Raw genomic sequence first — 19711 nt, forward strand, 5'->3', positions numbered from 1 at the left:
AGGTTTCTGCAACCCGAAGGGCTCTGGCGGCTCTTCGGTTAGATTGAGCCTTGCGGCTTACTGGTGGTACTTGGCGTAGCTGAGGTCGAACCGGTCGGCGTTCATCACCTTGGTCCAGGCCTTGACGAAGTCGCGCACGAACTTCTCTTCATGGCCCTTCTCGGCATAGACTTCACCTACGGCGCGCAGCTGCGAGTTGGAGCCGAACACCAGGTCAGTGCGGGTGGCGCGCCACTTTTCCGCGCCGGTCTTGCGGCACTTGCCGACGAACTCCTCGTCACCGCTGGTGTCGACCACCGACCATTCCGTGCTCATGTCGAACAGGTTGGTGAAGAAGTCGGGGGTCAGCTGGCCCTTGCGGGTGGTGAGCACGCCGTGGTCGGTGTTGCCGGCCACTGCGCCGAGTGCCCGCATCCCGCCGACCAGCACGGTCATTTCGGGGATCGACAGGCCCATCAGGTGGGCACGGTCAACCAGCAGTTCCTCGGTCTTCACGCTCGCCTTGCCCTTGAGGTAGTTGCGGAAACCATCAGCCAGCGGCTCGAGCGGCTCGAAGCTCTCGGCATCGGTCTGCTCGGCAGTGGCGTCGCCGCGGCCGCCGGTGAACGGGACGGTCACGTCGAAACCGGCATCCCTGGCCGCCTTTTCGACCGCTGCGGTGCCAGCCAGCACGATGGCATCGGCCATCGACAGGTTGCCGCGCAGTTCCTCGATCTTGGCGAGTACCTTGGCCAGTTCTTCCGGATCGTTCGCCTTCCAGCTGGACTGCGGAGCCAGCCGGACGCGGGCACCGTTGGCACCGCCGCGGTGGTCCGAGTTGCGGTAGGTCGCGGCCGAGGCCCAGGCTGCCTTGACCAGCTCGCTCACGGTCAGGCCGCTGGCGAGGATGGCCGACTTGAATGCGGCAACATCGGCGTCTGAAGGCGTGGTGCCAGCGGGAACCGGGTCCTGCCAGATCAGGTCTTCGGCCGGGACTTCAGGGCCCAGGTAACGGATCTTCGGCCCCATGTCGCGGTGACACAGCTTGAACCAGGCGCGGGCGAAGGCATCGTCCAGCGCCGCCTGATCATCACGGAAACGCTCGGAAATCTTGCGGAATTCCGGATCGCGCTTCAGTGCCATGTCGGCCGTGGTCATCATGGTCGGCACTTTCTTCGACGGATCGCGCGCGTCGGGAGCCATGTCTTCCTCGGTCTGGCCGATCGGCTGCCACTGGTTCGCACCGGCAGGGGACTGCACCAGTTCGTAGTCGTACTTGAACAGCAGGCGGAAGTAGTCGCCGCCCCACTGGGTCGGGTTGTTCGACCAGGCGCCTTCGATGCCCGAAGTGGTGATGTGGCCCTTGCCGATTTCGTCCTTGTCGGTCAGCCAGCCCAGGCCCTGCAGGGCCAGATGCTCGCCTTCCGGCGCACCGCCGAACGTGTCAGCCGGCTTGGCGCCGTGGGCCTTGCCGAAAGCATGGCCGCCGGCGGTCAGCGCGACGACTTCTTCGTCGTTCATCGCCATGCGGGCGAAAGTTTCGCGCATGTCGCGGGCCATGCCCACGTCATCGTGCGGGTTGCCGCCCGGACCTTCGGGGTTGACGTAGATCAGGCCCATCTGGATCGCGGCCAGCGGGTTTTCCAGCGCCTTGCCTTCATCGGGCAGGATGCGGGTGGCAACGCCCTCATTGACCCACTGCTCTTCGGTACCCCAGTAAACCGTTTCGGGCTCGAACACGTCCTTGCGGCCGCCGCCGAAGCCGAACACCGGGCCGCCCATCGATTCGATTGCGACGTTGCCGGTCAGGATGAAGAGGTCGGCCCAGCTGATGTGCTTGCCGTACTTCTGCTTGATCGGCCACAGCAGGCGGCGCGCCTTGTCGAGGTTGCCGTTGTCGGGCCACGAGTTGAGCGGGGCGAAACGCTGCTGGCCGCTCGATGCGCCGCCGCGTCCGTCACCGGTGCGATAGGTGCCGGCTGCGTGCCAGGCCATGCGGATGAAGAACGGGCCATAGTGGCCATAGTCAGCCGGCCACCAATCCTGGCTGTCAGTCATCAGCGCGGTCAGGTCAGCCTTGAGCGCGTTGTAATCGAGCGCGTTGAACGCTTCGCAATAATCGAAATCCTCGTCCATCGGGTCGGCGCGGCGACCGTCCTCCTTGAGGATTTCAAGCTGAAGCGAATCGGGCCACCAGTCACGGTTGGTGCGGCCAAGCAGGCTGCGGGCTGCGCCTGCGCCGGTCACTGGGCATCCGCCGCTCATTTCTCCGGTTTTCATGTCCATGGGGTGTTCCTCCGATAGTGTCATCTGGATAGGGGTGTGATGCTGCTCTGCCGCAGGGCCTTTGATTAGTCCAATCGATTAATTGCCAGATAGTAATCGCTTCTGCCGGTTTTAGCAGCGCGCATCCGCCAGCCGTGCGGGGCTTGCGGCAAATGCTGCCGGGCCCTAAGCGCCGCGGCCATGACAGACTATCCCAAGACCGCCCGCCTGATGGCCCGGGGCACCGCCTTCCTCGGCTGCGAAACCGCGATCATGTGCGGGGCGATGAGCTGGGTTTCGGAACGCAATCTCGTCTCCGCGATCAGCAATGCGGGCGGCTTCGGCGTGATCGCCTGCGGGGCGATGACGCCGGAACTGCTTGATGCGGAAATCGCCGCCACGCGGGCGCTGACCGACAAGCCGTTCGGGGTGAACCTGATTACCATGCACCCGGCCTTGTTCGATCTGATTGCGGTCTGCGGCAAGCACGGCGTCGGCCATGTCGTGCTGGCCGGGGGCATCCCGCCCAAGGGCAGTGTCGAGGCGATCAAGGCGAGCCAGGGAACTGCTGGCGGCGCCAAGGTGATCTGCTTCGCCCCGACGCTGGCGCTGGGCAAGAAGCTGCTGCGGTCAGGCGCCGATGCGCTGGTGATCGAAGGGATGGAAGCGGGCGGGCATATCGGCCCGGTCTCCACCAGCGTCCTGGCCCAGGAAATCCTGCCTGAACTGGCGGAGGAGCACCTGATCTTCGTTGCCGGGGGCATCGGCAAGGGGCAGGCGATTGCGGGATATCTGGAAATGGGCGCGGCCGGGGTGCAGCTCGGCACCCGGTTCGCCTGCGCCAGCGAAAGCATCGCGCACCCCGATTTCAAGAAGGCCTTCTTCCGGGCTTCCGCACGCGAGGCGATTGCCAGCGTGCAGGTCGATCCGCGCTTGCCGGTGATCCCCGTTCGGGCGCTGAAGAACAAGGGCACCGAGGCATTCACCGCCAAGCAGATCGAGGTGGCCGGAATGCTCGACCGGGGCGAAGTCGACATGGAAGCGGCGCAGTTGCAGATCGAACATTACTGGGCCGGTGCCCTGCGCCGGGCGGTGATCGACGGCGATATCGAGGGCGGCAGCCTGATGGCGGGCCAGAGCGTCGGCATGGTCAAGGCCGAAGAACCGGTGGCGGACATCATCGCCCAGCTCATGGCCGAATGCGAAGCCGCACTGGACCGGCGCTGAGATCGTGGCAGCGCCGTTTGTCCTGACGCTGTCGTGCCCGGACCGGCCCGGCATTACCGCCCGGGTCGCCTCGTTCCTGTTCGAGCGTGGCGGCAATGTGCTGGAGGCGCAGCAGTTCAACGATGCCGCCAGCGGGCGGTTTTTCATGCGGGTCGAGTTCGCGCCCGGCCGCGCCTGGGGCGATGCCTTGCGGGCTGATTTCACTGCCCTTGCGGGCGAATATGCGATGGACTGGAAGCTGGTTCAGCGCGACCGCCCGCGGCGGGTCATGCTGATGGTCAGCAAGTTCGACCATTGCCTGGCCGATCTGCTCTATCGCTGGCGGATCGGCGAGCTGGTGATGGAGCCGGTGGCGGTGGTGTGCAACCACCCCCGCGAGGCGCTGACCCATACCAATATCGGTGAGGTTCCCTTCCACCACCTGCCCGTGACCGCCGATACCAAAGCCGAGCAGGAAGCGCAGGTGCGCGCGCTGGCCGAGGAGACCGGGGCCGAACTGGTGGTGCTCGCGCGCTATATGCAGATTCTGTCCGACCAGCAGGCGGCGCATTTTGCCGGGCGCTGCATCAATATCCACCACAGTTTCCTGCCAGGCTTCAAGGGGGCCAAGCCCTATCACCAGGCCCATGCGCGCGGGGTCAAGATGATCGGTGCGAGCGCGCATTACGTGACCAGCGATCTCGATGAGGGGCCGATCATCCACCAGGATGTGGAGGCGATTACCCATGCCGACACACCCGATGAACTGGTCCGCAAGGGCCGCGATATCGAACGCCGGGTCCTGTCGGAAGCGGTGCGGCTCCATCTGGAAGAGCGGGTCCTGCTCAACGGCGGGCGCACAGTGGTATTCCGGGGCTAGCCCTGTTTTTCCTGCAGGAGTAAGCGCCGCCGATGGTCGCCTTGCGTACCCTGCTGTTGCGGCATCGTGCTGCCTGGATTGTGCTGGCCGTGCTGGCGCTCGGCCTGCGCGCGCTGGTTCCGCAGGGCATGATGGCCAGGCAGGGCGACAATCTTGAACTGACCCTGTCGATCTGCCGCGACGCCGGCCTCGGCCCGGCGACCGTGACGCTGGCTATTCCACGCGAGATGCCTGCGCCCGACCATGCCGCCGAGCAAGGCGAGCAGTGCGCATTCAGTGCGCTGGGGCAGGCAGCCACCTTGCCGCCGCTCGACCTGCTGCTGGCCGCGCTTGCCTGTGTCATGGCGCTGGCACTGCTGCCTGCGCCCCGGATCGTGCTGCACCGGTTGGCACGCCTGCGCCCGCCGCTGAGAGGCCCGCCGATCGTTTCCTGAACCATCCCCTCAGGCTGCGCGTGCGGCCCGATTTTCACCTGTTCAGGAATATCTCATGACTGATTTCTCCCGCCGCCTGCGCGGCCTTTTGCTGTGTGCGCCTGCCCTGCTGGCCGCTGTTCCCCTTCATGCCGAGCACGCCGGCGAGCCCCCGCGCGATCCCGTGCTGACCGACGTGATCGTGGTCACCGCTGCACGAGACAATGCCGCCGCCACCGATGCCCTCGAACCGCCCGCGACCATCGCCCTGCCGGCCGATGCGGCCGCCCTTGCCGCCCGCACGGCCGGGGGCGCGCTGGTCGGCAACGGGGCGCTGTCCGGGCAATTGTCCTATCGCGGGCTGTCGGGCGAGCGCTTGGTGGGCCGGGTCAACGGCCAGCGCTTTGCCACCGGCGGCCCCAACGCGATGGACCCGCCGCTGCACTATGCCCCTGCCGTGTTGCTGGAGCGGATCGAGATTGCACGCGGGGTCGCGCCGGTCTCGCAAGGTCCGGGCCTGGCCGGGGCGGTCAATGCCGTGCTGCTCCAGCCAGCGTTCGGCAGCGGCCCGGTGCTGGAGCCGGCCGGGACGGTGCGGGCACACTATCGCGGTGTGGACGACAGCCTTGCCGTGGGCGGCATGGCGGGGCTTGCCAGTGACCGCTGGCGACTAGGTCTGATCGCCAGCCGCGAAGAAGGCGAAGATTACCGCATCCCCGGAGGGGTGGCCCGGGGCACGTCCTACGAGCGCAATCTCTACGGGGCCGTGGCGGGATTCCGGTCCGGGGCGGGCGAACTGTTCGTCGAATACCGCCGCAGCGAAACCGACCCCAGCGGCAACCCGCCGTTCGCGCTCGATATTGTCTACTTCGATACCGATTTCGTGCAGGGCGGTTTCGCCGGCGAGATTGCGGGCGATGTCACGCTCGACCTGCGGCTGGGCCATGTCGCGGTGCGGCACCTGATGGACAACCAGACGGTCCGCCGCCCGGCTGCGCCCGCCGCAATGGCACGGGCGACCTTCGCCGATGCCGATACGATGACAGCGGAAGGCTCGGTCCGGTTCGGGAGCGAGCGGCGGCATGTCTCGGTGGGTGTGGGCGCGGAGCTGAGCGACAAGTTTGTCCGCATCACCAACCCTGCCAATGCCGCGTTCTTCATCGACGCTCAGCCGCAGCTCGCATCGGAACGGCTCGGTGCGTTTGCCGAATGGCGCGGCGCGCTGGGGGCGCTCGAACTGGAGGCCGGGGCGCGGGTCGACCGGACCAGCCAGAGCGCGGGTTTGCCACAGCTTGGCGCAGGAGTGCCCGCGGGGCCGCGCACGCTGGCAGCGCAGTTCATCGCCAGCGACCGGGCGCGGCGCGACACCACGGTCGATGCGGTCATCCGGGCCTGGCTGACGGGGGACAGGCTCACCCCGCGCCTCGCACTGGCACGCAAGACCCGGGTGCCGGGCTTGCTTGAACGTTTCGCCTGGCTCCCGACCGAGGCCAGTTATGGCCTCGCCGACGGCAACATCTACGTCGGCAACCGCACGCTCGCACCGGAAGTGGCGTGGATCGCCGAGGCCGGGATCGACCTTGCCACCGGCGCGCTGACCCTGCGCCCGACGCTGTTCTACCGCCGGGTGGATGACTACATCCAGGGGACGCCGTTCGATGCCACGCCGGGGGTGATCAACAGCCCGGTCGAGCTGGTCGCCAGCATGAGCGGGGATGCCACGCCGCTGATGTTCCGCAATGTCGATGCCGAGCTGTTCGGTGTCGATGTCGATTTCGACAGTCGAATTGGCAAGACCGTGCGGATGGAGGGAACATTGAGCTGGGTCCGGGCCAGGCGGCGCGATGTGATCGGCAACCTCTACCGGGTCGCCCCCGCCAACGGGCGGCTCGCCGTGCTGTGGCAGCCGGGCCAGTTCACCCTCGGCGCCGAGATGGTCGGTGCTGCAAAGCAGGGCAAGGTTTCAGCCACCAACAGCGAACTGCCGAGCAAGGGCTATGCCGTGCTCAGCCTGTTCGGCGAGGCACGGCTGATGCGGGGAATGACCCTTGCGGCAGGGGTCGAGAATCTGTTCGACACGCTCTATCGCCCGCATCTCTCCGGCCTCAACCGGGTCGGCGCATCGGACGTACCGATTGGCTCCAGGCTGCCCGGGGCCGGGCGCGGAGCATGGGTGCGGCTCGGGTTCGACTTCTGATTGCAATCGCCTGTTACGTGGCCCATTTTCCGCCCGACGGAAGGGGGCCGCGTGACAGAGCGAACAAGAAAGACAATCTGGAGCCGGGCGCGGGAGATGGCGGCCCAGGCCCCGCCGGAGCGCAACCGCTACGTCGATTTCCTGCGCGCGCTCTCCATCCTCGCAGTGGTGATCGGGCACTGGCTGGTCGCCGCGCCCTACGTTGACGGCAGCGGCGCGGTGCAGGGCGGGCACCTGCTCGGCATCCTGCCGTGGACCCAGTGGCTGACCTGGGGCTTCCAGGTCATGCCGCTGTTCTTCCTGGTCGGCGGGTTCTCGAACGGGGTCAGCTGGTCGGCCAACCGGCGGCAGGGGGCGAGCTTTTCGCACTGGTTCTCCAGCCGCTTCCGCCGCCTGATCTATCCGGTCCTGCCGCTGTTCGCGATCTGGACCGGGATTGCCATGTTCGGCACGGTCCTGGGGATCGAGCGCCCGATCGTCGCGATGGCGGCGCAACTGGCGCTGATCCCGGTGTGGTTCCTGTCGGTCTATATCATGGTCACGGCGGTGGTGCCGCTGACCCACGCGGCATGGCGGCGCTGGGGGCTGGCGTCTTTTGTGGCGCTGGTCGCAGGCGCCGTCGCGGTTGACGTGCTGACGCTGCAGTTCGGGGTGCCGCACATCAAGTTCGCCAACTTCGCCTTTGTCTGGCTGGCGGTGCACCAGCTCGGCTATGCCTGGGGCGAGGGGCACTTTGCCAAACCCGCCAAGGCACTGGTGTGGGGCATCAGCGGACTTGCAGCCCTGTTGCTGCTGGTGTTTGCCGGCCCCTATCCGGTGGCGATGATCGGCGTGCCGGGGAGCGAGATCTCGAACTCGATGCCGCCTACCATAGCGCTGCTGGCGCTGGGAATTGCGCAGACCGGCTTCGCGCTGGCGCTGGAGCCGCAGGCGCGGCGGATGCTCGATAACCTGCGGCTGTGGACCGGCGTGGTGCTGATCAACGGCATGATCATGAGCATCTACCTGTGGCACCTGACCGCGTTCGTGCTGGTGCTGGTCGGGGCCTGGCTGCTGGGCGGGCCGGGGCTGGCAGTCGAGCCGGGCAGCGGCGCATGGTGGTTTGCGCGCCCGATCTGGTTTGCGCTCTATATCGCGCTGACCCTGCCGCTGGTCATGCTGTTTGCCCGCTATGAGCAGGCCCCGGCGCACCCCAAGGCAGCGGGCAAGGGCGATGTGCCCGAATGGCGGCTGTTTCTGGGGCTGATTCTCGCCTGCGTCGGCCTCGGCGCCACTGCCGTGCTCAGCATTGCCAGCCCGGAAGGGGTGACCGGGGTGCGGCTGTGGATCGTGGTCCTGCCTTTTATCGGAGGTGCGCTGGTCCGCTTCGGCAAGCTCTATGACATCACCGCCAGTCGCCCGAAAACCAACCAGTGAGGCCAGCCTGTGAACAATGAACTGAACGCGTTTCCCCTGCCCAATGCTTCAACTGACCTGACCGGCCGGGTGGCGCTCGTCACCGGCGCCTCGTCCGGCTTTGGCGAGCGGTTCGCCCGCGTGCTGGCGAGCCAGGGCGCCGCAGTGGCGATTGCCGCGCGCCGCATTGACCGGCTCGAGGCGCTGGCGAAGGAGATCGAGGCCGCCGGGGGGCGGGCCCTGCCGGTCCAGATGGACGCGACCGATGCCGATGCCCTGGTCGCTGCGGTGGCTGCGGCGGAAGCGGCGTTCGGCACGGTCGACATCCTGGTCAACAATGCCGGCATTCCCGACGCCATGCGCGCGCACAAGATGCCGCTCGATCTGGTGGACCGGGTGCTGGGCGTGAACCTGCGCGCGCCCTGGATCCTCGCCTGCGAGGTGGCCCGGCGGCTGATCGATGCGAAGAAGCCGGGCAACATCGTCAACATCGCCTCGACCGCGCATTATAGCTACAATGGCGGCGGCGCGGCGCTCTATGCCGTCACCAAGACGGCTGTGGTGCGGATGACCGAAGCGCTCAGCGTCGAGTGGGCCTATGCCGGGATCAACGTCAACGCGATAGCCCCGGGGATGTTCGTGACCGAAATGACCGATGGCATGTTCGCCCGGATCGGCGACCCGACCGACATGGTCGCGCGCCGCCGTGTGCCGGTGCCCGCCCAGCTCGATTCGACGCTGCTCTACCTCGTGAGCCCGGCGAGTGAATGCGTCACCGGTGCGACCATCCGGGTCGATGACGGGCAGAGCGCGCAGATGGGAATGCGGAAAGGCTAGGCGGATGATCGTCGAACGGCTCGACCATGTGAACATCATTACGGACCGGCTGGCGGAGACCGCCCGGTTCTATGCCGAACTGCTCGATCTGGAGGAGCGCGACGGTCCGCCGCCGCTCAGGCCGGAGCAGGTGCGCTGGATGTACGATGGTTCGGGTATCGCGATCCTGCATCTCAATTCGGTCGATTGCCCGCGTGCGTTTGATCGGGCGGTGCAGCCGGGAGCGGAAACCGGCGCGATCCACCACGTCGCGCTGCGGTGTGGCAATTTCGACGAGGTCAAGGCGCGGCTCGATGCGCGCGGGGCGGACTACCGGGTGAACGATTTGTCCTCGATCGGCCTCAGGCAAATCTTCACTGCCGATCCGAACAATGTGCTGCTGGAGCTGAATTTCTTCGCGCCCGCTAGCTAGGCCAGCTGCTCCAGCAAGGCTCGCCACGGCGCGGCACGCGGGTTGTCTGAGCCGAGCGGGTCCCACTGCTGTGCCATCAGCGCATGGGCCTCGGTCTCAGGCATGCCCTGCTCGCGGTGCTGCAGGTAGAAGAAGGCTGACACCCGCCAGTTCATGATGCAGTGGACGTGGACCGGCTCGTCACCTGCCAGCGCGGCCTTGAACGCGGCGTAATGCCCTGGCTCGGGCGCATCGAACGGCACCGGGATATGGGTATAGGCCAGACCCGCCGCCGCCATCCGCTCCGCTTCGTCCGGCAGGGCCTCGGGATGGTCGGCCAGCGCGAGGTTGACCACCCGGCGAATGCCCAGTGCAGCCAGCCGTGCCGGGTCATCGGGATCGAGCTTGCCCGATGTGGTGATCCGGGCCGACAGCCGCTGCCAGGCGCGGATGTCGGCCGGATCTCCTGTTCCCATCACTTCATGCCCCGGTCACTTCACGCCCCCGGTCACTTCACCCCGGCGTCCTTGTCCTGGTTGGCACGGAAGATCACGTATTGGCGGATTGCGTCCATCTGTTCCGGGGTCAGCGACCCGGCGAAGCTCGCCATGCCATTGTCCTTGAGCAGGCCGTCATTGACCACCGCCAGCCAGGCGCTCTTCTCCGCCAGGGTGGCACTGCGGCGCAGGTCCGGCAGCACGGAAGAACCCACCGCAGCGGGTGCATGGCAGACCGCGCAGTAGCGGGCGTAGTGCTTCGCCCCGTCGGCGATGACGTCCGCACTGGCCCGGCTGGCAGGCGGATCAAGCGGCAGTTTGGCCAGCGCCGGCATCTCCGGCAGCTTGGCGGTACCGCCCAGCTTGAACACCAGCAGGCGGCTGAGGTTCTGCACCGGCTTCAATCGGTCGATCAGCTCGCCGTCGACCGACAGGGCATAGGCACCGCCCCAGCCGGCCAGCACTGCGACATACTGTTCGCCGTTGACCGTGTAGGTGATCGGCGGGGCCACCACGCCGGTCTGCGCGGGGAAGCTCCACAACTTCTTGCCGTCCCTGGCGCTGTAGGCGTTGAACTCGCTCCCGGCGGTGCCCTGGAACACCAGTCCGCCTCCGGTTGCCAGCAGGCCGCCGTTCCAGGGGCCGGGGTGCGGCACGGTCCAGCGGGCCTTCTGTGCCACCGGGTCCCATGCCACCAGCATGCCCTTCAATGTGCCCGCGACCTCCTTGCGAATGCCGAGATCGGGCGGCAGGTCGCCGGCGCCGAGATCGAACCCGACATTGAAGCCGCGGTTGCGGTCAGGCTTCCAGTTCGCTTCCGGGGCATAGGCCATCGCGGCCTCGAACGCCGGGATGTAGACCAGGTTCTCGCCCGGGTGATAGGCCATCGGGTGCCAGTTGTGCCCGCCCAGCGCGCCGGGGGTGACGATTGCAGGCTTGCCGGTCTTGTCCACCCGCGTTTCCGGGTTTTCGGTCGGGCGGCCCGTCTTGGGGTCGATCCCGCTGGCCCAGTTGACCGTGACATAGGGCTGGGCGCTGATGAACGCGCCCGTCTCGCGGTCGATCACGTAGAAGAACCCGTTCTTCGGCGCCTGCATCAGCACCTTGCGCGGTTTTCCGCCGATTTCCATGTCGGCCAGCATGATGTGCTGGGTCGCGGTATAGTCCCAGGTTTCGCCCGGCGTGGTCTGGTAATGCCACACATATTCGCCGGTCCCCGGCCGGATGGCGACGATGCTGGAGAGGTAGAGGTTGTCGCCTTCGCCGGTGCCGTCCGCACCTGGGCTGCGATAGGCGCGGTTCCACGGGCTTCCGTTGCCGACCCCGATATAGAGCAGGTCCAGCTCCGGATCGTAGGCCATCGAATCCCACACCGTGCCGCCGCCGCCGATGTTCCAGTATTCGCCGCTCCATGTTTCAGCGGCTTTCTTGAGGTATTCCGGATCATCGTCAGACGGCTGGTCGGGCACGGTGTAGAACCGCCACAGCTCCTCGCCGTCGGCCACATCATAGGCGGCGACATAGCCGCGCACGCCGAACTCCGCCCCGCCATTGCCGATGATGACCTTGCCGTCGATCACGCGCGGCGCGCCGGTGATTGTGTAGCTCTGCGACTGGTCGACAGTGACCTTTTCCCACTCGACTGCGCCGGTTTCGCGATTCAGCGCGATCAGCCGCCCGTCGAGCGTGCCGAGGAAGAGCCGGTCTCCCCAGGTGGCGAGGCCCCGGTTGACCACGTCGCAGCAGGCCTTGACCGCGGTTTCGCCCGGCACCTTGGGATCGTATTCCCACAACAGCTTGCCGGTGGCGGCATCGAACGCCTTCACCTTGCTCCATGCGGTGGTGAGATAGAGCTTGCCGTCGAGCACCAGCGGGGTCGCTTCCTGCCCGCGCGCGGTGTCCATGTCGGCCGACCAGGCGAGGCCGAGCTCGCCGACGTTGTCCATGTTCACGGCATCGAGCGGAGAATAGCGCTGCTCGGAATAGGTCCGCCCGTGGGTGATCCAGTTGGCGGTATCGGCATCGGCGGCCAGCAGGCGGGCCATGTCGATCCCGCCCTCGGGCATGGCGGTATCCTTGCAGCTACCCAGAACCACCGTTGATGTGATCAGCGTAAGCGCTGCCGCGATTGCGAACCTTTTCATCCCGTCCTCTCCCCTTCTGGCGACTCTACCGGTCGCGCTTTGAAACCTTTCTTGCCCGCTCGCACAGCGCTTGTCCATTGCTCCAAAATGATGGAACAGTGACAAGCGGCCTGCGTTCAGGCGGGAAGACAACACGGGAGCGGCGACGATGTGCAATGAGGAACAGCTGACACGGTGGGCCCGCGAAGGCCTGAGCCGGCGCCAGTTCGGCGCGCTGGGCGTGATGGCGGTCGCAGGAGCAGCCTGCGCGCCGGTCGCAGGGGATGACAGCGCGATAACCCTGCCAGCCATGGCCGAGCGCGATGTCGCATTCACGACCGCCAGCGGCACGATGGACGGCTGGTTCGTCCATCCGATGACCAGGCCTGCGCCCGCGGTCATCCTGTGGCCCGATATTGCCGGGTTGCGCGAAAGTAAGAAAGACATTGCCCGGCGGCTGGCCGGTCGCGGCTATGCCACGCTGGTGCTCAACCAGTACTACCGCGATACCAGGGCGCCGATCTGGACCGACTTTGCCGACTTCGCCGGAAACGGCGGATGGGACCGGGCGCGTGCCATGCGCGGCAAGCTGACCGCAGAAGCGATCATGTCCGATGCCCGCGCGGCAGTGGCCTGGCTCGACGCGCAGGAGGAAGTCGACACCGCGCGCGGGATCGGATCCCAGGGATACTGCATGGGCGGCCCCTTCGCGGTGTGGACAGCGGCGGCCGTGCCGGACCGGGTCAGGGCGGCGGCCAGCTTCCATGGCGGCGGACTGGTGCGGGCTGGTGAGCGATTGAGCCCGCACGCCCAGATGCCGGGTACAAAGGCAGGTTTCCTGATCGCTGTGGCCCGCGATGACCACGCCAAGGCACCTGCGGACACCGAAGTTTTGCAGGCGTTTGCCGAGAAGATCGGGCGCGGCTCAACCACGCAGGTATACGATGGCGACCACGGCTGGACCGTGCCGGACAGCCCGGCTTACGCGCCTGCAGCCGAAGCCGCATCCTGGGATGATCTGATGCGGCTCTACGCTGCCAACCTGTAGCGTCAGATAAAGCCGAGCGCGCTGAGCTTGGCCGAAAGGCCTGCCTCGTCGAACGGCTTGACGATCCAGTCATCTGCGCCCGCGCCAATCCCGCGGTGAATGTCCTGCGCCCCTGATTTGGAGGTGCAGAAGATCACCCGGGTGTTCTCGGCGCCGGGCAGGGCGCGTAGCGCGGCCACGAATTCCGGGCCGGTCATGACCGGCATGTCCCAATCGGTCAGGACCAGGTCGGGCATGGCAGCACGGCAGCGGGCAATCGCTTCCTCGCCGTTTTCCGCCTCTGCGACCACGAAGCCGTGCTGTTCCGCCATGCGCCGGGCGACCTTGCGGATCATCCGCGAATCGTCCACCACCAGGCAGGTGAGCGCCGCCGCTGCAACCGGGGCGCTGCCGGAGGCCGCCGCGCGGGCAGCCGCAACTGCCGCAGCTACGGCATCGGCCTGGCTCTGGGCGGGCACAGGCTGGTCTGTTACCGGCGGAGCGGCGGGCTCGACCAGGCTCAGATTGCGCTTGATCAGGTTCTCCACGGGGCGATCTCCTGACGGGGGGACAGGCTGGCGAAAGCAGCCGGTGCCTGCTGGCGCAAAGGTGGAACAGGTACCGCAACCTCGGGTGCAAGGCGGGCCGCTTCGCTCTCGGTCATGCAGACATGAAGGAAAGGGACCCAGACATCGCCGAACTCGGCCTTCTGGTACCACACGTCGAGCACGTCGTAGCTGGCCCAGCAGCCGTCAGGCTCGCGCAGGCGCAGGCCCTCGCCGATGCGCGGCACGGTGGCAAAGCGCAGCCGCTCCTGCGTCTGGTGCGTTTCGTTCTGGACTTCGATTTCGATCACAGCGTCGCCCCGATTGCCTGACCATGCAGGGCTAGCGGCAATTCCTTGCCGAATTGCAAACCGCGCGCGCCGCGTTACAAAAGATCTACTTACCTTTGCGAGGATATCAGCCATGCTCGAACTGCTCGTCGCCATCGTTTTTCTGACGGTGGTCTTCATGATCATGGGCGTGCGCGTGGTGCGCCAGGGCTATGTCTATACGATCGAGCGGCTCGGCAAGTTCACGCTCGCCGCCCAGCCGGGTCTCCATGTGATCATCCCCTTCGTCGACCGGGTCGGGCAGAAGGTGAACGTGATGGAGCAGGTGCTCGACATTCCGGGGCAGGAGATCATCACCGCCGACAATGCCATGGTCGGGGTTGATGCGGTGGTTTTCTTCCAGGTGCTGGACGCCGGCAAGGCGGCCTACGAAGTATCCAATCTGTACCAGGCGATCATGGCGCTCACGACCACCAACCTGCGCACCGTGATGGGCAGCATGGATCTGGATGAAACCCTCTCGAAGCGGGACGAGATCAACGCGCGCCTGCTGTCCGTGGTCGATCACGCGACCTCGCCCTGGGGCGTCAAGATCACCCGGGTCGAGATCAAGGATATCCGGCCGCCGCTCGATATTTCCGAAGCCATGGCGCGGCAGATGAAAGCCGAGCGTCTCAAGCGTGCCGAAATCCTCGAGGCCGAGGGTGCCCGTGCCAGCCAGATCCTGCGCGCCGAGGGCGAGAAGCAGTCCGCCATTCTGGAAGCCGAGGGGCGCCGCGAGGCCGCCTTCCGCGATGCCGAAGCGCGCGAGCGCGAAGCCGAGGCCGAAGCCAAGGCGACCCAGATGGTGAGCGATGCCATCGCCGGATCGGGCTCACAGGCAATCAACTACTTCGTTGCCCAGGAATACACCAAGGCGATCGGCAAGTTTGCCGACAGCAAGAACGCCAAGACCATCCTGTTCCCGGTCGAGGCAACGCAGCTGATCGGCTCGCTTGGCGGCATCGGAGAGCTGGTGCGTGATGCCATCGGGGGGCCGGGTAGCGGCCCGGCGAACCCGGCCAGTCCCGCCCGTCCCCCTGCCCGGCCGGGCGTGCCGCCCGCTGGCGGAGAGCGTTGATGGGCTGGCTGGGCGAAATCGCGCCGCATTACGTCTGGCTGGCGCTGGGCCTGTTTCTGGCTGCGGCGGAAATTCTGGTGCCGGGCTTCTTCCTGATGTGGCTGGCTGGCGCGGCTATCCTGACCGGGCTGGTCGCCTGGTCCCTGCCGATCGGCGTGCCCCTTCAGATCATCGTTTTCGCGGTGAGCGCCTTCATCGCGGTGTTTGCCGGGCGGCGCCTCATCAAGGATCATCCGGTCCACGAAGCCGACCCCAAGATGAACCGGCGCGGGTTGCGGATGGCGGGGGAAACCGCAGTGGTGGTCGAAGCGCTTGAAGGCGGATCAGGACGCGTCCGGCACGGAGACAGCGAATGGCTGGCCCGCGGCGCCGACCTGCCGGTCGGCACGCGGGTCCGGATTACCGGCAGCGACGGTTCCGTCCTGCTGGTCGAACCGCTTGGCTAGCGTGGTCTGCTAGGTCATCTTCGCGCGGCCGGTGAAGCGGCCGTGCTTGCGGTATCGCTCCATCCACCGATCGAGAAACAGGTCAAGCGGCTTGGGCTCGATGCCCAGTGCGGCAAAGCCCGGCAAGGCGCCTGACGGTACGCTGCCCTCCTGCAGCATGATCCACTGATCGCGCCCCATCGGGGTACCGGGCAGGGCGGCAAACAGGCCCGAAAGCGAATCGGGCACCGGAAGGAAGGTGCGGCTGCGTTGCTGCCCCGCGGCAATGCGCTGGTTCAGCTCGAGCATGGTGAGCGTTTCCGGCCCACCCAGTTCGAATGTCTTGCCACCATGCCGCGCCGGATCGAGCAGGGCTGCCGCAACGGCTTCGGCCAGATCGTCGACATGGAGTGGCTGGAGGCGCGACTGCGGTCCGAACACCGGCAGCACCGGGGACATCCGGATCAGGCCGGCGAACATGTTGATGAAGGTGTCCTCCTCGCCGAACACCACCGAGGGCCGCAGGATGGTCGCCGCAGGAAATGCCTCCAGCACCAGGCGCTCACCCAGTGCCTTGGCCCGGGCATATCCGGACTCGCTGCCGGTGTCCGCCCCGATCGCGCTGACATGGACCATGGCGCGCGTGCCCCCGGCTGCTGCCAGCCGCGCGATCCGGCCTGCGGCATCGCCCATCAGGGCCTTCAGATCGCCGTCAAACGCGCCGACCAGGTTGACCACGGCATCGGCACCATAGAGCGCGCCCGCCACACTGGCCTCGTCACGGATGTCGCACCGCAGGAACTGGATCTGGCCAAGGTTGGCGAGGGGCTTCATCCGCAACGCGCGCTCTGGTCGGCGGCTGGCGATGCGGAGGCGCGCTCCGCAAGCCAGCAGGGCCTGGGTGACATGGGTGCCGATAAAGCCGCTGCCGCCGAAAACGGTGACGACGCGGTCCTTCAGGATGCCAGTCTGAGTCATGGTCTGTTCCGGTCAAGTGGAGGGCCGCCCTGCGCGGCCTGTCGGCTTGCGCCCATGCCGCAACGCGCGCCTCGCCGCAACCGCTGCAATATGCTTGGCGAATGCACATTGACAGAGGCCCCCCGGCTTCGCTAGTGGCGCCGCCTACCCGCGGCCCGGCTTCGATGTCCGGCGTCGCTCCGGTGCCCAGATGGCGGAATTGGTAGACGCACCAGCTTCAGGTGCTGGCGCTCGCAAGGGCGTGGAGGTTCGAGTCCTCTTCTGGGCACCATTTGTTCTTCTCACGTTCTCCCAAATAATCTATAAAACCCGCAGAAATCCTAGGGATTTGGCCCTTGGATCGTTCCGGATCGTCCCGCCTGTTCTCGGGGGTTCCAGACACTTTTGTGGGCCTTTTGAGGCCGTTTCGCAAAGGCCCAGATGAAAAGGCCCCCACATGCCGCTGACAGATACTCGCCTCCGCGCTCTCAAGCCCAAGGACAAACCGTACAAGGTAACCGATGAGCGCGGCCTATATGTCGAGGTCACGCCGACCGGCAGCAAGCTTTGGCGATTCCGATACCGGATCGGTGGTGCGCAAAAGAAGCTCTGCATCGGCAGCTATCCTGACATCAGCCTCAAGCAAGCCCGAGACGCAGCCTACGAGGCACGACGAGCTGTTGCTTCTGGGGGCGACCCGGCCTTTGAGAAGCGGAAGCGGAAAATCCGCGCCGAGTTCCTTTCTGCACAGACGTTCGAGGCAGTCGCGCGTGAATATATCGAGCAGATGATGGTCCAGAATGGCCGCGCCGATGGCACGATCGTCAAGGCCAATTATTTCCTCGACAAGCTTGCGCCTGCCATCGGTAACCGACCCATCCACGAGATCGAGCCGTTCGAAGTCCTGGCTCCTCTGAAACGACTGGAAGCCACTGGTAAGCACGAGACTGCGAAGAAATGCCGCTCGTTCGCAGGCCGCGTGTTTCGTTACGGTGTCGCTACCACCCGCTGCAAATCCGATCCGACCAGTATGCTGAAGGGCGCTCTCGTAACGCCGAGAGCCACGCATTATGCAGCAATCCTCGAGCCCACCGAGCTAGGCGGGCTGCTGCGCGCAATCGACGACTTCACTGGCTACATGGTGACCAAGTTTGCTTTGCAGATCGCGCCGCATGTGTTCGTACGTCCCGGCGAACTCCGCCACGCCGAATGGCATGAGATCGACCTGGTCGATGGGGTCTGGAAGATCCCTGCCGGTAAAATGAAAGCGCGCCGAGCGCATGCCGTCCCGCTGTCCAAGCAAGTTAGAGGTTATCTCACAGACCTGGCCGAGATGCTCGGCCGCGAAGGATATGTCTTCCCGTCTGCGCGCAGCTCACCGTTGCTGGGAATGCCGCGTGATCGGGAGACGGCACCTGGGCCCGCATTGTAACCAGCCAAGGCCAGGTGGACCGCGTCGAACCGGTCCAACATATCGCGAAGATACCGGGCGCCACCGTCGATCGATGCAAGAGGGTCATGACGGTTCCGGACGCCCAGTTCGCGCGCCGTGGCCGGCATAAGCTGCGCCAGCCCGGCAGCACCGGCTGGACTCACAGCCATCGGATTAAAGCGGGATTCAGCCCAGATAAGAGCACGAAGCAGGTTGGTCGGAAGCCCGTAACGGCGCTCAGCCTCGGCTATCGCCGCCATATACAGGCTTTCCCGATAGGATATGTTTGCTGGCTCGGCCTGGTAGATTGCAGGAAGATATTGCCTTGCCGGCTGCTGGTCCGTCTTCGGCGGAACGACCGCGTGTTCGAACAAGGTGAAATCCTGGGCGCGGACTTGCTGAGAGGAGGTCGCGATCATTCCCAAACAGGCGACCGCTATCGCGGTCCGACGATTGAGGCGGGTCATCTCGAGTGGTGCTCCATTGATTCGAATCGATATAGAACATAAGTAGAACATATGCCTGTAGGAAAGCAGCGAATGCCTGCCTTCGGGAGAGGAGAGGAACGCTGATGAGGGGGCCACTTTGCTTGCTGAGGAGCTCGCATGTCCCTGTCTGTCCAAGCTCATCCCAACCGGTCGCTTGCCGGGACCGCCCGTCGCATTTGTGAATCGCGAGGGGGCAAATGGTCAGGCACAAGGGGCATGGCCTGCTGCCCTGCGCATGATGACCGCACGCCGTCACTCGGTGTGTCGCTCGGTCGACAGGCTATCCTTTTCCATTGCTTTGCGGGATGCGATCAGCAGAGCGTATTGTCTGCATTGGCGCGTGAAGGTTTCGAGGCACCGGCGCTTTTTTCAGGTTCTGCGACCACCAACGAGCCCGAATCGACCAGCACCCGCAAACCTTCGGCGGCAGCGCTGAGGATCTGGCGCGATGCACAGCCACTGCGTGCCAGTCCGGCAAAGGCATATCTTGAAAGCCGCGGCATCCTCGCCGCATCTCCGGCGCTCCGCTTCCATCCACGAACGCCGCTTGGCCCGAAAGGACGGGCCCGTTTTCTGCCCGCCATGATCGCGGCAGTCAGCCTCGACGAGGGCCCGATCGCCATCCACCGCACGTTCCTGTCTACCGAGGCTTCAGGCAAGGCCGCTTTCGAAAAGCCGAAACGCGCGCTCGGCGCGCTCGGTGAAGCTGCTGTTCGTCTCTTCGCTCCAGTTTCCGGCAAGCTTGGCCTTGCCGAGGGGGTCGAGAGCGCGATGTCGGCCTATGCTCTCACCGGCATTCCCGTCTGGGCGACCCTGGGCAATGAGCGCTTCGGTCTCGTCAGCGTGCCTGAGAGCGTGACCGAGCTTCACCTCTTCGTCGATCACGATGCTGGCGGCGAGCTGGCCGCGTCGCGTGGCCTAGCCGCTTATGCCCGCGATGGGCGGACGATCCACGTTCGCAAACCATCCTCACGCGACACCGACTGGAACGATGAACTTACAGCATGCACTGCTCTGGCTTCGAGAGTCCTCACGGATCGATCTGGCGACGAACGTGCACGAAGCGGAAGCGCGGTTCGACTGGCTCGAAGCAGCCTTGCCGCCGCGGCATGTGCGCAGCGAAGCACAGGTCGAGCTCCAGCAGTTCTCGACCCCGCCAATGCTGGCCTGGCTGATGGCGAAGGCCGCAGCTGTCTCTGCGCAAGACACCCTACTCGATCCGTCCGCAGGCAATGGTGCCCTTG

17 protein-coding genes, 1 tRNA gene and 2 pseudogenes are annotated in these 19711 nt (G+C 65.9%); 13 read left to right on the forward strand and 7 right to left on the reverse strand.

Going from position 1 to position 19711, the window contains the following annotated elements:
* Positions 1–57: 57 nt before the first annotated feature.
* Positions 58–2265 (reverse strand): catalase/peroxidase HPI, encoded by a 2208-nt coding sequence (katG, locus tag U4960_RS03600; protein ID WP_324262245.1) that lies wholly within the window; start codon positions 2263–2265, stop codon positions 58–60.
* Between the two features lie 180 nt (positions 2266–2445).
* Here katG and U4960_RS03605 point away from each other — a divergent pair, with 180 nt between their 5' ends.
* From U4960_RS03605 to U4960_RS03635, 7 genes are all read left to right on the forward strand, one after another.
* Entirely contained in the window at positions 2446–3471 is a 1026-nt protein-coding gene (locus U4960_RS03605; protein WP_324262246.1) for an NAD(P)H-dependent flavin oxidoreductase, read from the forward strand.
* Between the two features lie 4 nt (positions 3472–3475).
* Entirely contained in the window at positions 3476–4330 is an 855-nt protein-coding gene (purU, locus tag U4960_RS03610; RefSeq protein WP_324262247.1) for a formyltetrahydrofolate deformylase, read from the forward strand.
* Positions 4331–4362: 32 nt separating this feature from the next.
* Positions 4363–4764: a hypothetical protein gene (locus U4960_RS03615; RefSeq protein ID WP_324262248.1), complete on the forward strand. Its 402-nt coding sequence runs from the start codon at positions 4363–4365 to the stop codon at positions 4762–4764.
* A gap of 55 nt (positions 4765–4819) precedes the next feature.
* Positions 4820–6940 carry a TonB-dependent receptor gene (locus tag U4960_RS03620; RefSeq protein ID WP_324262249.1) on the forward strand — a complete coding sequence of 707 codons (2121 nt, stop codon included), beginning with the start codon at positions 4820–4822 and terminating at the stop codon, positions 6938–6940.
* Between the two features lie 96 nt (positions 6941–7036).
* Positions 7037–8356, forward strand: coding sequence for an acyltransferase family protein (locus U4960_RS03625; protein WP_324262250.1), 1320 nt, complete (start codon positions 7037–7039; stop codon positions 8354–8356).
* A 9-nt stretch (positions 8357–8365) separates the two neighbouring features.
* Positions 8366–9172 carry an SDR family NAD(P)-dependent oxidoreductase gene (locus U4960_RS03630; RefSeq protein WP_324262251.1) on the forward strand — a complete coding sequence of 269 codons (807 nt, stop codon included), beginning with the start codon at positions 8366–8368 and terminating at the stop codon, positions 9170–9172.
* Positions 9173–9176: 4 nt separating this feature from the next.
* Positions 9177–9584, forward strand: a complete 408-nt coding sequence (locus U4960_RS03635) for a VOC family protein (protein WP_324262252.1) — start codon at positions 9177–9179, stop codon at positions 9582–9584.
* Here the strand turns inward: U4960_RS03635 and U4960_RS03640 are convergent.
* Together U4960_RS03640 and U4960_RS03645 are read right to left on the reverse strand one after the other, a co-directional pair.
* The gene (locus U4960_RS03640; protein ID WP_324263167.1) at positions 9581–10039 is read right to left on the reverse strand and encodes a protein tyrosine phosphatase family protein; all 459 of its coding nucleotides are present in this window, start codon (positions 10037–10039) and stop codon (positions 9581–9583) included. The genes U4960_RS03635 and U4960_RS03640 overlap by 4 nt on opposite strands.
* 32 nt (positions 10040–10071) lie before the next feature.
* Entirely contained in the window at positions 10072–12204 is a 2133-nt protein-coding gene (locus tag U4960_RS03645; protein ID WP_416379097.1) for a PQQ-dependent dehydrogenase, methanol/ethanol family, read from the reverse strand.
* A gap of 148 nt (positions 12205–12352) precedes the next feature.
* On the opposite strand from U4960_RS03645, the gene U4960_RS03650 reads away from it, so the two are divergent.
* On the forward strand, positions 12353–13231 hold the full coding sequence (locus U4960_RS03650) for a dienelactone hydrolase family protein (protein ID WP_324262253.1): 879 nt from the start codon (positions 12353–12355) through the stop codon (positions 13229–13231).
* Positions 13232–13233: 2 nt separating this feature from the next.
* Here the strand turns inward: U4960_RS03650 and U4960_RS03655 are convergent, their stop codons facing one another.
* Positions 13234–13758, reverse strand: a complete 525-nt coding sequence (locus tag U4960_RS03655) for a response regulator (protein WP_324262254.1) — start codon at positions 13756–13758, stop codon at positions 13234–13236.
* Positions 13746–14066 (reverse strand): hypothetical protein, encoded by a 321-nt coding sequence (locus U4960_RS03660; protein WP_324262255.1) that lies wholly within the window; start codon positions 14064–14066, stop codon positions 13746–13748. The genes U4960_RS03655 and U4960_RS03660 overlap by 13 nt, the downstream gene beginning before the upstream one ends.
* A gap of 112 nt (positions 14067–14178) precedes the next feature.
* Here U4960_RS03660 and U4960_RS03665 point away from each other — a divergent pair, with 112 nt between their 5' ends.
* The gene (locus U4960_RS03665) at positions 14179–15165 is read left to right on the forward strand and encodes an SPFH domain-containing protein (protein ID WP_324262256.1); all 987 of its coding nucleotides are present in this window, start codon (positions 14179–14181) and stop codon (positions 15163–15165) included.
* Complete coding sequence (locus U4960_RS03670) at positions 15165–15611, forward strand: NfeD family protein (RefSeq protein WP_324262257.1); 447 nt, start codon at positions 15165–15167, stop codon at positions 15609–15611. The genes U4960_RS03665 and U4960_RS03670 overlap by 1 nt, the downstream gene beginning before the upstream one ends.
* 9 nt (positions 15612–15620) lie before the next feature.
* Here the strand turns inward: U4960_RS03670 and U4960_RS03675 are convergent, their stop codons facing one another.
* The gene (locus U4960_RS03675) at positions 15621–16568 is read right to left on the reverse strand and encodes a complex I NDUFA9 subunit family protein (protein ID WP_324262258.1); all 948 of its coding nucleotides are present in this window, start codon (positions 16566–16568) and stop codon (positions 15621–15623) included.
* Between the two features lie 184 nt (positions 16569–16752).
* Here U4960_RS03675 and U4960_RS03680 point away from each other — a divergent pair.
* Both U4960_RS03680 and U4960_RS03685 read left to right on the forward strand, forming a co-directional pair.
* Positions 16753–16839: transfer RNA gene (locus U4960_RS03680), tRNA-Leu, on the forward strand.
* Positions 16840–17004: 165 nt separating this feature from the next.
* Positions 17005–17871, forward strand: a pseudogene (locus U4960_RS03685) (tyrosine-type recombinase/integrase); the annotation flags it as partial.
* Here the strand turns inward: U4960_RS03685 and U4960_RS03690 are convergent.
* Entirely contained in the window at positions 17859–18446 is a 588-nt protein-coding gene (locus tag U4960_RS03690) for a lytic transglycosylase domain-containing protein (protein WP_324262259.1), read from the reverse strand. The pseudogene U4960_RS03685 and the gene U4960_RS03690 sit on opposite strands and share 13 nt — an antisense overlap.
* Before the next feature lie 237 nt (positions 18447–18683).
* Here U4960_RS03690 and U4960_RS16100 point away from each other — a divergent pair.
* Positions 18684–19415, forward strand: a pseudogene (locus U4960_RS16100) (DUF7146 domain-containing protein); the annotation flags it as partial.
* Positions 19416–19711 lie beyond the last annotated feature (296 nt).

The sequence above is a fragment of the Altererythrobacter sp. H2 genome (assembly GCF_035319885.1).
Lineage (GTDB): Bacteria > Pseudomonadota > Alphaproteobacteria > Sphingomonadales > Sphingomonadaceae > 34-65-8.

What these genes read in the sequence shown, in the direction of transcription:
- katG (WP_324262245.1), bottom strand. Translation starts at nt 2,265, where the DNA reads ATGGACATGAAAACCGGAGAAATGAGCGGCGGATGCCCAGTGACCGGC.
- U4960_RS03605 (WP_324262246.1), top strand. Translation starts at nt 2,446, where the DNA reads ATGACAGACTATCCCAAGACCGCCCGCCTGATGGCCCGGGGCACCGCC.
- U4960_RS03615 (WP_324262248.1), top strand. Translation starts at nt 4,363, where the DNA reads ATGGTCGCCTTGCGTACCCTGCTGTTGCGGCATCGTGCTGCCTGGATT.
- U4960_RS03620 (WP_324262249.1), top strand. Translation starts at nt 4,820, where the DNA reads ATGACTGATTTCTCCCGCCGCCTGCGCGGCCTTTTGCTGTGTGCGCCT.
- U4960_RS03625 (WP_324262250.1), top strand. Translation starts at nt 7,037, where the DNA reads ATGGCGGCCCAGGCCCCGCCGGAGCGCAACCGCTACGTCGATTTCCTG.
- U4960_RS03635 (WP_324262252.1), top strand. Translation starts at nt 9,177, where the DNA reads ATGATCGTCGAACGGCTCGACCATGTGAACATCATTACGGACCGGCTG.
- U4960_RS03640 (WP_324263167.1), bottom strand. Translation starts at nt 10,039, where the DNA reads ATGGGAACAGGAGATCCGGCCGACATCCGCGCCTGGCAGCGGCTGTCG.
- U4960_RS03645 (WP_416379097.1), bottom strand. Translation starts at nt 12,204, where the DNA reads ATGAAAAGGTTCGCAATCGCGGCAGCGCTTACGCTGATCACATCAACG.
- U4960_RS03650 (WP_324262253.1), top strand. Translation starts at nt 12,353, where the DNA reads ATGTGCAATGAGGAACAGCTGACACGGTGGGCCCGCGAAGGCCTGAGC.
- U4960_RS03665 (WP_324262256.1), top strand. Translation starts at nt 14,179, where the DNA reads ATGCTCGAACTGCTCGTCGCCATCGTTTTTCTGACGGTGGTCTTCATG.
- U4960_RS03670 (WP_324262257.1), top strand. Translation starts at nt 15,165, where the DNA reads ATGGGCTGGCTGGGCGAAATCGCGCCGCATTACGTCTGGCTGGCGCTG.
- U4960_RS03675 (WP_324262258.1), bottom strand. Translation starts at nt 16,568, where the DNA reads ATGACTCAGACTGGCATCCTGAAGGACCGCGTCGTCACCGTTTTCGGC.
- U4960_RS03690 (WP_324262259.1), bottom strand. Translation starts at nt 18,446, where the DNA reads ATGACCCGCCTCAATCGTCGGACCGCGATAGCGGTCGCCTGTTTGGGA.